Below are 12,808 nucleotides of genomic sequence, written 5' to 3' on the forward strand. Positions count from 1 at the left end.
AAAGGTAGGTAATGAAAAGCATATTGAAGCTCGGCGGACTCGTTGCCTTCCTGACGGGCAGTTTGACCGCCTGGTATGAACACCAGGTGGTCTTGCTGTCGTTTTTAAAATACGGCAGTTATCAGGAAGTTTTACCAGGCTTTTATCTGCATGACAGTATTGATGACGCACAGCAAGAAAACTTTTTGCAGATCAAACAAGCCGCAGAGCACAGAGTACTGAAGCACTTCGATACGCTAATGTCGGACGCTGTTATCTTTGTCTCAAATGACCCTTGGTTATTAGATATCGGCTTTAATCCTGCGGGTATGAGTCGCAGTTCACCGTTCACCCAATATATATTTATCGGCCCAAAGGGGCAGAATGTTGATGTCATGGCGCATGAACTGATGCATGCTGAAATGGCAGTACGCGTCGGTTATCTGGCTGACAGACATAGATTACCCATCTGGTTTAAGGAAGGTTTTGCATTGCAGGTGGATAAACGAAGCCCGTTTGTTGAACAACTTAATGTAACGCAGCAAGAAATAGATGCAGTGCGACAGCTATACACCATAAGCCAGTTTCAAAACGCACCATCAGTAAAATTACGCAATTATCAATTGTCACAACTGGCGGTAGCCCAGCTTAATCTGGACAACCTAGATGAAAAGCTTTTGGCAATTAAGCAAGGCAAATCATTTGAGTCAGTCTTTGTGAGGAATTCGTACTAATACTCATCATAAAAAACCCTATCATGACTGGGCATTAATAGGGTTTTTTCGCGCGTTTACAGGGGAGTCCCTGCCTGGGGGCGTGAACACAACTAAATTGTTAAACCGCCATCCACCGTGAAACTTTGCCCGGTGATATAACTGGCCTTTGATGATGCCAGAAAGAGCGCCAGTTCAGCAACGTCGTCAATTTCGCCGAGCCTTCTCAGGGGGATTTTCCTGCGAATACTTTTCTTCTCTGTATCAGGAATGCTGTCCAACATTTCTGTATTGATGTAGCCTGGTGCAATCGCATTTACCCGGATACCAAAGCGGCTGAGTTCGGCAGCCAGTGAGCGAGTCATACCTTCTAATCCCGCTTTCGTGGCGGAATAATTACACTGCCCGGCACTGGCATGGCTGCCTGATACCGAAGACATATTAATAATGACGCCTTCTCCAGCTTCAATCATACAGTTTACAAAGGCGCGAACCATAAAAAATGAGCCGTTCAGGTTGGCATTGATCACATCCAGCCAGTCGGAGGACGGCATCGACATGAGTAATCCATCCCTGGTGATACCTGCATTATTAATAATCGTTGCAGGCGCGCCTTTTTCGGCTATCAACTTTGCGGCAAACGCATTGACCTGCTGTTCATCTGTACCATTACAGCGATATCCGCGTGCACTGTGGCCTGCAACTTCAAGCTCTTCTTGCAATTTACACGCGGGTTCGCTGGAATTCAGATAGGTAAAAACGACTTCATAACCTTGCTGGCAAAATGCTTTGACCAGGCCTTTACCTATACCTCGAGACCCTCCTGTTACCAGGACCCATGGTGTTTTCATGATTATAGTTCCTCAATTTTTTTACAGTAAATATCGTGCAGTCATACTCTGTCAGCCTGATGCTGCACGTCTGTCACGGGGAGTTGCTTCCTCACCAAACTTTCTCTGTATCCTTCGATTCGGATGCCTGTACGGTCTGTTTGGAAATTAATCCATCCTGTAATTTTATCGTGTGCTCAGCTCTGTCGAAGTAGGCATCATCATGGGTAACGACAATGATGGTCTTACCAAGCTGCTTCATTTCAGGGATGATTTCTGTATAGAAAATTTCTTTAAATTCAGGGTCTTGTTCTGCTGCCCACTCATCGAATAGGTAGATAGGTCGATCTTCGATGAAGGTGGAAATCATTGCCAGACGTTTGCGCTGCCCTGTAGACAGTGCGGTAGTCGAAAAACGCCCATTGCTGATGCTGACTTTGTGGTCGAGACGAAACTTTTTAAGATAATGTCTGGCGAGTTCGGCTTTGTCCTCAGAGCATGCCTCTGGCAACTCTTCGAAAACGTAGCCATCAGAAAAGATTGCCGAGAAATATTGTCTGTAATCCAATAGGTTGTCTTTATTGATCTCTGTAGAGTTAAACCTGATCTTGCCTTCTTCCGCCTGAAATAATCCCAGAATAAGCATGCCCAAGCTGGTTTTTCCTGAGCCGTTGCCACCGACAATGAATAAGATTTCTCCAGGTTTGATCTCCAACGAAATTGGCCCGACGGTAAAAGATTCGTCATTTGCATTGCTGTAGGTAAAGCTAATTTCTTGCAGCGCCAGTGACTTGAACTCCTTGCCAAAGGCATGTGATTTGGCAATGCTGGTGTCATTGGACAGTTTGTCGTCGATTTCTTTGATTTTGTTGAGGCTGACAGTGGCTTGCCTTATGCTGGGCATGGCAAACAGTATCTCGCTGATGGGGCGTATAACATAAAGCATGACCAGTGTGGCTGCGATGGTTTCTTCTGCAGGAATATCGAAAAATAACGGGGCGATAAACAAGGTAGCGGCAATACTCTGATAAAACAAAATATTGCCCACATTATTGGTCCAAGTGTAACGTCCCATACTGTTGACATACAAACCAGCAAATTCTTTGGCATGATGTCCTATATTGTCATTGATATAGGCATTGCTGCGGTGTTGGTTTAATTGTAACTCACGGCTGCCATCCACGAGCCCACGCAGGTAACGATAGAGATCACCAAGCTTTTCACGTGCCATAGACAGTTCTTTCATTGGGCTTCTTTCTGCCACCAGGTAGCCGCCTACACAAATCACCATCGTAATGACAAAAATGACAAACACTTCTATGGAGATCCAGGCGGTGTACGCCATACAGGCCGTGAGCACAATAACGCTGCTTAACACGCCAGGGATGACCTGAAATGCGATGGCAAAGTTATCAATGTCTCTGGTTAAAATAACCATCAGGCCGTCTTTGCCTATTTCTTGCAGCTTTTTCGGAGACGTTGATAGTAATTTGTGTCCCAGCCTGAGACGCAATTGGATCATTTTATTTTGTGTAAGCTTAAGCAGCGCCACTTCCGACAAGGACTTGGTCAACACAAACAGCAGGCAAACCCCCAAGAACATGAACCCTAACTGGGATGCATCGCCATCACCCGTCACTGCTTTGCCAATGATAGCAACCAAAGACGCACCAGCAATACCCGATACAATTGAGGCGGCAGATATGGCGCTCAGTTTTGCAACTGAGTCTTTAAATAAATAGTTTAAAAGTCTCATCAGAGATGCCTTTTGATTGTCCTTTAATGAACGTTAGAAATCTGGATTCTGGATTCAATTTTGCGGTGCAGACTGCCATTTTTGCGCCATCATTTCGGCATAGACAAATGCGGCTTCATAGCCAGAGCCTGATGCCCATGCGCTCAAAAATTTCACGTTTTTGTACGGGAAAAAATGATGGAAGTTATGCGCTGAGTTTTTTGTCTGAACTACCGCGCCATATCCGGAACCTTGTTCGTTATATGTATACCTGTAATATGTTCTCGGTGTGGCCAGCTCAGCATGTACTATATGCCCTTCAAGCGCCGGTTTGGCTTTGAGCAGTCTTGCCATCATCACCGACATTGCTCTTTGTTTTTTCCCTTTATAGTCTGGGTCTTTGCGGTCAGGCCAGTGTTCAACGCTATCCAATACATTGACGCACAACACGTTGCCACCGTCGGGATTCAAAGTGTGATAATTCGTGACTTCCATTGGGCCGGTATGCCAAAAAGCATTTTCATAATCCTGCTCAGGAGAAGTCTCATTCAGGGCACTGCGGGCGGCCATACACTGTTCCTGAGTGTGACTGAATATCATAGATTCACTGGACTCAACGCCCAGCGTCTGAGGTGGTTGCTTAGTTACAAGGTACAAGGTTGTGGTGGAGCGCGCTGGTTTTAAAACCGATAATCTCTCTTTGGCAGCTTCAAGTTCCGGAGCACTATCAAAGAGTTTATTCAATGCATGGTGGGGTGCGGCATTGACGTATACCTTCCTGGCAAAGAACGCTTCTTTTTTGGTTTCGACCTTAAAAAGAGCGTCTTCCAGTTTGGTGATCCGCAACACCTCGGCTTTAGTCTTAACCTGGCCGCCACTGTTGTTGATCCGCGCGACCAATACATCAGAAAGCTGTTGCGCAGATCCTTTGATGTAAGCATTACCCTGGCACAGGGTGGCATACACCACGTGTAAATAATAAAGGTAACTCATATCTTCTGCAAAACCGCCGACATAGATGGTGGCCGCGGCTAAAATTTCTTTCAGCATACCGTCTTTAAAGCGGGCATCGAGTGCTTCTGCGACGGTTATGTCTTTCAGGTTGCGGTGTGCAAAACGTAAGTTCTTGATATCTACATCGTAGCTGCCGGTCATTATCTGATAGTGATAATACGCGTCTTTGCCATGAATCAGCAGCTCATCAAAGTATTGTTCAAGGCCTGCTTCTTCATCAGGGAAGTGGGCCAATAAGATCTCTTTGACCTTTTTATGATCATTAGGCAATGAGAACTGCTTCTCGGGCAAGCACGTTTGAAAGTGGTCGGGATGTTCCACCATATCCAGCTCTTTTCCAAGATCCAGGTTCTCAAACAGTCGGCGAAAATTACCGCCGTCTGTCCGGGAGCCTGATATCTTGTGCATACTACAGTCAAAATACGCTTGTGCTCTGCGAGGGCGTGTAAACAGTGTGGCGTACCCACCCGCCACACTGTGTTTTTCCAGCACGAGTATTTTTGCATGTGGATCTTTAGCGACCACTTGCGCACCAAATGCCAGGCTGGTGATGCCAGAGCCAACACAGATAGCATCCCAGATGTTGTCAGTCTTCATACAGGCCTTGTTCTACAATCCAGCGGGTCAATGGCGCAAAGCGTTTTTCGTTCAGAGCCTGATTGCTCTGACTGTTGCGAATTGCTTCGTGTACTTCTTTATCATCCGGAGAAATCGGGAAGTCAAAAGAGGTATATCTGGCGATTTCCGGGTTATAAGAAAATGCTGGCAGCAGACGCTTGATCATGGGTGAAACCATTTCAATGATAGCCTTGCGTTGTTCTGCAGAGGCATTCTTTATGTGTGACTCACACAGCCACTTACCAAAAGAAATGTGTCTGGCTTCATCCACATGGTGCTCATAAAACATCTTTTTGGTCAGAGGTTCAATGTTGTCTCCCTGAGTGGAGTACAGCGCACCAAGTTCAGCCACCCATTCCAATATCAGGGTATAAAGTACACCCATGATAGGCGGCATGTCCGGTAATCTGCCCAACAGGTTCTTAATGGCAGCGTCACCGCTGTACATGGGCAACTCTGCCTTTTTCAGATAACGCTTAAACATCATCGTATGCACGATTTCTTCTTTCGAAAAAATCATCAGGTATTCAGTGATGTCTTTTGGGATCTCACTGCCATACTTGTTGATGTAACCCATGTAAAGTACAGGCAAGGTCTGTTCAAGGGTAATGAACATAGAGACATCTCGGGCTGTTTGCAGCCACAACAGCTCACTTTTTTGTTGCTCGCTGAAGTTGTCGTAAAATGAAGTTCCGTACAACCAACAATGGGTTGGTTCTTTTGGAGCCACTGATTTATCTATGGTGTTTTCCCAGGGTAAGACATCTGCCAAGTTCATAGGTCGCCGGTGCGACGTGTCAATGAGCTTTGTTAATCCCCGTTGTCGTTGTGGCTCTACACCAAACTTACCAAGTTCTGCTGAGTTCATAATTATGTGTCCGTATTAGGCGAGTTCAGGCGACTTTTCCTTGTGTGTATCGATATACTCAGCAAAATCACCCAACGTATTAATTTCACCCGATTCAAAGAGTTCTGCGTTGATGACCGAGCCGTAAGTCTTTTTGAGCACCACCTGAATTTCGATGTAATCCAGGCTTACCAGTCCCATCTCTTCAATTGTGGTGTCTGCATCCAGGTCAGTGTCTACGTCTACCAGTTCTTCAACAGTGTCAATTAACAATTCCAGTGTGTTCATAATTTAGCCTTTTTCTATATTAGTTTTTAACTTCAGTTTTTGTTTAGTAAAATTAAGCCCATCTCAACAGCCATCAGCTCAGAATTACCTTGTTTAACCAGCACTTTCACCAGACAAATTATTTTGTTTGATTCCACAATTAATTCCGGTTCTGGAATAAAGTACTCAACCTCACCAGTCACGCAGTCCGCCAGATCTTTGCCCTGCAGTAACGTGGCATTCATGAATACAGAGTGATTACCATGGACAACGATCAGGTTGTCTGGCACTTCACCAAAAGCGCTGGTGATTTGCTCTGCAATATGATTACGCAATGGTTTAGCCTGCTTATTCATAAATTCAGAAAATACGATTGCGTCAAGTACGACCCAGCTGGCGAAGTTTTCACGGTAGTGGTGCTTAAAGCTCGAAAGCCGCTGTGACACGTTTATCTTGCCCGAAAGGACAGGTGTTGCATGCCATGCATCAGGCTTGCTAACGTCCCATTTTATACTGCCTTTGAAATAGTCTGCGCCCGACGCTTCACACTTACCTTTGTAGTTAAGCGATTGGCGTTTTCGTACCGGAGCCAGTAATAATTGTTTATTGTAAGGCAGTGGGTTGCAAATCATTGCTTTGAATGCGTGCCAGGTTTCCTGCTCCGGGGGGCTGTGTTCAACTGGCTCAGTCAGATGTTGTTTTAAATGCAACATTGCCAGCATACCGTGAACCACCAGGTTCTCGACACCGAGTCGCTGCGCCCAATCAAGATCAAAATGAATTGGGTTAAAATCACCGGAAAAATCCGCCCAATTTTTTACCTGATCTGAGCCAAATTCAAGGTGACAGCTTTGTATATCGTACAAAATGCAATTCCTGTTCTGTGCAAAATATTATTGGTTGAATTTTTCTAGGATTAACGCGCAATTCGCACCACCAAATCCAAAGCTCAGGTTCAGGGCCCTTTGCATATTGTCAACCTGCCTGTGTTTGTTAGGCGTGTAGTCCAGGTCACATTCCGGATCAGGTTGGTTTAGATGCACTGTGGCGGGAATGGTACCGGTTTGCAAAGCTTTCAGACACAATATGGCTTCAAAAGAGCCTGCCGCGCCGATAAGGTGACCTGAATAAGACTTGGTGCTGGACATCGGAATGTCATACGCTGCGTTGCCAAGCGCTTTTTTGATGGACTCGGTCTCATTTTTATCATTCAGCGGAGTCGAAGTGCCATGTAAGTTAACATAGTCTATTTGCCCCGGAGTCAGGTTTGCTTCGTTCAAAGCGACTTCAATGGACTTTACCCGGGCGCCCATATCTTCAGCCGGAGCCGTCATATCATAGGCATCGGAGAAATTTGAATATCCGGTAATTTCACCAAGGATAGTGGCATTGCGAGCTTGCGCGTGTTCCAGCTCTTCGAGACATAAAATAGCAGCCCCTTCAGAGAGAACGAAACCACTTCTTCTTTTGTCAAAGGGACAACAGGCGGTTTCGGCTGACTCTTGCTCTTTACTCAAGGCCTGAATGACGTCAATGGACCAGACATTGAAATGCTCTTTTAAGGATTCACTGCCGCCTGCAAGCATCACTTTTTGGCGACCAGATTTAATTATTTCGTAGGCATCACCCAAAGCCATTGTGCCGGTAGCACAGGCCGCAACAGGGGTGTTTTGATAGCCACGTAAGTTCCAGGTCAAAGAGACGGCTGCGGTTGCCACACTGTTCATCGACATCAGTGTTGAGAACGAAGTGGCAATGCCGGCATCACGAAAATCATTGTTGTTGTAGTTTACGTTATCAACGCCACCCCAACCAGTACCTATAATAACCCCAAAGTCAAAAGGGTCAACAAAGTCATTAGGCTGATTGCCAACACCAAAGGCCATGGTTAGCGCTTGTTTTGATGCCAGGACCGCGTACTTAGAAAAGTCCGGAGACATCTTCATGATGCTTTTAGGCAACCCTTTGAATCTTTTCCTGTCAGCTTCGATATAGCCAAAAAACTTAGCATTTACGCTGTCATTAGGAAAATCAAAACGCTGGTAACCAATTTGGTAGGCCATAATAGCGTCCCAGATTTCCTGAACATTTTCACCTAACGAACTGATGGCCCCATAACCTGTTACAACAACACGTTTATTCATTTACAACTTCCATTATTTTAAAGTGCTAACGAAATCAACCCACGACAAGGTGCAACGATACATCACGCGCACGGGTGCCGCAGAACAGTTAAGCGCTCGTCTGATGACAGACGTGCAGGTATCCCAAAGGATTTATTTGTGAACTCGTTAGCGAGTGAAAAACTAATTGAATATGTTTATCAGGAACATTTATTTACAGGCAGAAAAGTTCACTCTCGTTGAGAAATGAGGATCATTAGCCTGATTTGAGCCGTACGATAGCACTCCTTTTGCATTTACTCAACCACAATAATACCCTTGCTTTGCACTTTTTACATGAATATTGACGCAGGTTTGCCGAGATGTGATTTACCTGTCATCATTTTTCATGTTTAATGTACCCGATATTTTTCAGGTGCCTGCGTCTGTGGGCATTTATTTAATAATACTTAAACGTTTAATTGCGGTGTCTCACGCATGAGACAATGTCTGGTTGCTGATTGTTGTGGCTCTGCCTCAACACAAGATTCCTTTACGTGATTGAGCGGCCTGTAAAATTGAATATTAAAAATAATGAACTTCATGGGCAAAGGAAGGGGTGTGTGCTACTCATTTTCTATGTCACCCAGTCTAAAAAGTGGAAGAATAAAATATGTCTGGTTTGCAATCTATTGGTGAGAGCAATGATATTGCTATCGTAGGAATGTCTGGCTTATTTCCGGGAGCCCGGAATCTTGATGAATATTGGCGTAATTTGAAAAGTGGTGTTTCATCAATAAGTTATTTTGGAAAAGAAGAATTGAAACAGGCTGGTGCACCAGCTGACATTATTGATAACCCATCGTTTGTACCCGCCTATGGCTGTTTGCAGGACAGAGAGATGTTTGCTGCGGATTTCTTTAACTTTACGCCAAACGAAGCCATGTTCACCGACCCGCAAATCCGGTTGTTTATAGAGTGTGCCTGGCACGCTTTTGAAGATGCGGGCTATCATATCAAGCAGTATGATGGCAAAGTCGGGGTATTTGCTGGCGCGGGACTAAACACGTATTTTATGCATAACCTGCAAAATCACACCGCGCTAGACAGTGCCGGCGCACTGGCTGTGGCTATCGGTAACCAGGTCGACTTTCTGCCCACTCAAGTGGCTTACAAACTGAACCTCAAAGGCCCTGCTGTAAATATCAATACTGCCTGCTCCACCTCGCTTGTTTGCATTCATATGGCTTGTGAAAGTTTATTAAACCATGAAAGCGACATCATGCTGGCAGGGGGGGCATCTGTAAACGAAACCGCTTATCCCGGGTATCTTTATCAGGAAGGCGGTGTCTTTTCAAAAGACGGGTATTGTCGAGCTTTCGACAAACAAGCCAGTGGCACTGTACCGGCTGATGGTGTAGGCGCAGTTGTCCTTAAACGACTTGATGATGCGATTGCTGATGGGGACAACATCTATGCAATTATCAAAGCGACGTCGATTAATAATGATGGCGCACAAAAAGTTGGATTTACCGCACCTGGTATTCAGGGGCAAACGGATGTGATTGCGTCAGCGTTGGCGTTGGCGGAAATTGATTCTGACTCTATTGGGTACGTCGAAACCCATGGTACAGGCACCCAAATGGGTGATCCCATTGAAATTAAAGCCCTTACAAAGGCCTTTCGCCTCAGCGCAGAGAAAAGCAAGCATTGCGCAATTGGCTCAGTGAAGTCAAACGTAGGTCACCTCGGGGCGGCAGCAGGTGTGGCCGGTTTGATAAAAACCGCGCTGTGTTTAAAACACAATACCCTGGTGCCGAGTCTCCATTATGAACAAGCGAATCCTGAAATTGACTTTGAGGCTTCTCCCTTTTATGTCAGCGACAAGCTCCATGCGTGGCCAGAGTCTCCAGCATTTCCGCGCCGGGCAGGTGTAAGCTCTTTCGGGATTGGTGGGACAAATGCTCATGCAATTCTTGAAGAATACAAAGTTCCTTCAAAGGGTACTGGTGATGCCAAGCGCAACTGGCGCATCTTGCCTGTATCGGCACAAAATCAAAGTTGTCTGGCACAAGCAAAAACCCAGTTAGGACAATGTCTTGAGGCAACCTCAGACTTACCGATTCAGGATGTGGCGTATACGCTACAGGTTGGCCGGGAAAGTTTTGCCCAACGCAGTGCTTTACTGGCAAATAGTGTGCAAATGGCTGTTACTGCCGCCACCGCCGAGTGCCCCAGATTGCTTGTTAACGGGGAGCAGGTGAAAGATAACCGCGTCGTGTTTATGTTCCCTGGAGTGGGAGAACAATATCAAAATATGGCCGCTCAGCTATATCAGGTTGAACCTGTATTCAGAGCATGTGTTGATCAGTGTAATGACCAAATCATGTCGCAGTTTGGTATAGATTTAAAAGCGTCTTTGTTCGGCACAGATGGCAGGCAGTTTGATCCAAACAAGGAACTGGCAGAGCTAACCGGCAGTGGTAAAATTGACCTGCGCAGTTTGCTGATGCAGCAGTCCGATGAAGGGGCGCGCAGTGAAGTACTGTCACAAACCCGGTACGCACATGTGGCACTGTTTGTCGTGCAGTACGCGCTGGCGCAACTGTGGCAGTCATGGGGAGTTCGTCCCAAAGCGATGATTGGTCATAGTCTGGGCGAGTACGTTGCCGCCTGCCTTGCTGGCGTGATGTCTTTGGCTGATGCGCTCCACATTGTGGCTCAAAGGGCACTGTTTATCGATGCGCTGCCAGCAGGCAATATGCTGGCGGTAGGTGACTGCGCAACACGGCTGGATGGCCTGCTGACACCAGGCGTTAACCTGGCGGCCGTTAACAGCGACAACTCTTGTGTACTGGCTGGTGAGGAAGCGGAGTTGCTGGCATTACAAACAAGCTTGCAAGAAAAAGGAGTGGTGTCGCGTTTGGTTAACTCCTCTCATGCCTTTCACTCTGCCATGATGGAACCCGCCAGGCCTTATCTGTTGAACTTATTCAACAATGTGACGCTGAATCCACCTGAAATTCCGTATGTTTCCAATCTCACCGGTGACTGGATCACCCCGGAGCAGGCGACAGATCCGGCGTACTGGGCTGCACATACCTGCCAAACGGTGAAGTTTGCAGACGGTATCAATACGCTGACTGATAAAGCCATGAATGTTTTCCTGGAGATCGGGGTAGGTAACAGTCTGGGCAGCTTTGTGCAGCAGTGTCAAAGTCTGCGTTCAGTGCAAGACGGTATAGTGTTACAGAGCTTACCTGCACGAAGTGATAAGACAGGTGATGAATTTGTTATTAATCATGCGCTTGCTACATTGTGGTGTCGAGGCGTGGAAGTTGACTGGCATGCGTACCAGCTTGAAGAGCCGTTGAGCCGCACCAGTTTGCCCGGCTACCCATTGCAGCGCGAACCTTTTTGGTTTGAGCCAGAGGCCGCTGACACAGACAATGGGCAGTATCACCAGCCGGCGAAGGTGATGAAAAGTTACACCATTTCAAAAGCGAATGCCCAACAGGCTTCACGAGAAGAGGTCCATGCAGCGCCAAAATATGCAGCACCTGAGGGGGACATTGAAGCGCTGTTAGCAGAGCAGTGGCGACTGATACTGGGGGTTGACAGCATAGGGCGAAACGATCACTTCTTCCGCCTTGGAGGTAGTTCTTTACTTGGTGTGCAGATGATCTCCAGGCTTAAGGAAAACCTTGAAATTGGCATCACATTGAGAATGTTATTTGACCACCCTGTGTTGCAAGACTTTGCCAGTGTGATTGAACATCTGCTGCTGGCAGATCTGGAGGGCATGAGCGATGAAGAAGCCAATGCTTTGATTGCGCAAAATAGCGAACCTTCTCAACCTGACTTTCAGGCCACGCCTTATGTTCTCCCTAATGGCATGGAAATCATGCAGTTTAATCGGGTAGAAACGGACCATTTTTACCACGACATTTTTGATACACGTGTTTATGCTAAAAATGGCATCGTATTAGATAACAACTGTACGGTATTCGACGTAGGTGGCAATGTTGGTTTATTTTCCTTGTTTGTGGTGAATACGGTGAAAGGGGCCAATATCTATACATTCGAACCGGCACCGCCGGTATTTGACGTGCTCAGTCAAAACCTGGCCAATGCCGACGCAAACATCAAACTGTTTAATATGGGGATTTCCAATACCAACCATGAGAAGCAGCTGGTGTTTTATCCAAATAGTACAGGTATGTCTTCGTTCCATGCAGACAAAGATGAAGAGAAAACGGTACTGCGGGCTATCATAGAGAATCAAGGGGTTAGCAGTGACACCCTGATGGATGATATCGGTGGTTCAATGGATACCATTCTGGAACAGCGGTTCCAGGAGATCCCATTTAATTGTCAGTTAAGAACCCTGTCCAGCATCATTGAATCAGAGGCTGTTACTCAGATTGATCTACTCAAAATAGATGTACAGAAGTGTGAACTGGAGGTACTGGAAGGTATTGAACAACAACACTGGCAACGCATCAGGCAGGTAGTGATTGAGGTGCACGATGTGGGTGAGCAAATGCCACGTGTCATCCGTCTTCTGGAAGGCAATGGATTCAGTGTCTTTAAGGAGCAGGACGACCTCTATGAAAACTCCAATATCTGGAACCTCTATGCGACCCGTCCATAATCGGTCAGCATACTAACAAGAGTACCTGTCGGAACCTCAGTTCCGACAG

General features: G+C 46.3%; 9 protein-coding genes. 2 read left to right on the top strand and 7 right to left on the bottom strand.

Annotated features, from left to right (window positions below):
• Nucleotides 1–11 precede the first annotated feature (11 nt).
• Entirely contained in the window at nt 12–713 is a 702-nt protein-coding gene (locus MHN33_RS05725; protein ID WP_239397030.1) for a hypothetical protein, read from the top strand.
• 92 nt (nt 714–805) lie between these two features.
• Here the strand turns inward: MHN33_RS05725 and fabG are convergent, their stop codons facing one another.
• The 7 genes from fabG to MHN33_RS05760 form a co-directional block, all read right to left on the bottom strand.
• On the bottom strand, nt 806–1,543 hold the full coding sequence (gene fabG / locus MHN33_RS05730; protein ID WP_239397031.1) for a 3-oxoacyl-ACP reductase FabG: 738 nt from the start codon (nt 1,541–1,543) through the stop codon (nt 806–808).
• Between the two features lie 91 nt (nt 1,544–1,634).
• Nucleotides 1,635–3,278: a cyclic peptide export ABC transporter gene (locus MHN33_RS05735; protein WP_239397032.1), complete on the bottom strand. Its 1,644-nt coding sequence runs from the start codon at nt 3,276–3,278 to the stop codon at nt 1,635–1,637.
• Between the two features lie 54 nt (nt 3,279–3,332).
• A complete protein-coding gene (locus MHN33_RS05740; protein ID WP_239397033.1) occupies nt 3,333–4,868 on the bottom strand; it encodes an NAD(P)-binding protein in 1,536 nt (511 codons plus the stop codon).
• Complete coding sequence (locus MHN33_RS05745) at nt 4,858–5,757, bottom strand: diiron oxygenase (protein ID WP_239397034.1); 900 nt, start codon at nt 5,755–5,757, stop codon at nt 4,858–4,860. Before MHN33_RS05745 ends, MHN33_RS05740 begins: the two co-directional genes overlap by 11 nt.
• 15 nt (nt 5,758–5,772) lie before the next feature.
• Nucleotides 5,773–6,024: an acyl carrier protein gene (locus MHN33_RS05750; protein ID WP_239397035.1), complete on the bottom strand. Its 252-nt coding sequence runs from the start codon at nt 6,022–6,024 to the stop codon at nt 5,773–5,775.
• A 32-nt stretch (nt 6,025–6,056) separates the two neighbouring features.
• A complete protein-coding gene (locus MHN33_RS05755) occupies nt 6,057–6,869 on the bottom strand; it encodes a MaoC/PaaZ C-terminal domain-containing protein (RefSeq protein ID WP_239397037.1) in 813 nt (270 codons plus the stop codon).
• Between the two features lie 27 nt (nt 6,870–6,896).
• A complete protein-coding gene (locus tag MHN33_RS05760) occupies nt 6,897–8,147 on the bottom strand; it encodes a beta-ketoacyl-[acyl-carrier-protein] synthase family protein (RefSeq protein ID WP_239397041.1) in 1,251 nt (416 codons plus the stop codon).
• A 631-nt stretch (nt 8,148–8,778) separates the two neighbouring features.
• On the opposite strand from MHN33_RS05760, the gene MHN33_RS05765 reads away from it, so the two are divergent.
• Nucleotides 8,779–12,759 carry a type I polyketide synthase gene (locus MHN33_RS05765; RefSeq protein ID WP_239397043.1) on the top strand — a complete coding sequence of 1,327 codons (3,981 nt, stop codon included), beginning with the start codon at nt 8,779–8,781 and terminating at the stop codon, nt 12,757–12,759.
• Nucleotides 12,760–12,808: the final 49 nt, after the last annotated feature.

The organism is Pseudoalteromonas sp. OOF1S-7 (assembly GCF_022347765.1).
In the GTDB taxonomy this organism is placed as follows: domain Bacteria; phylum Pseudomonadota; class Gammaproteobacteria; order Enterobacterales; family Alteromonadaceae; genus Pseudoalteromonas.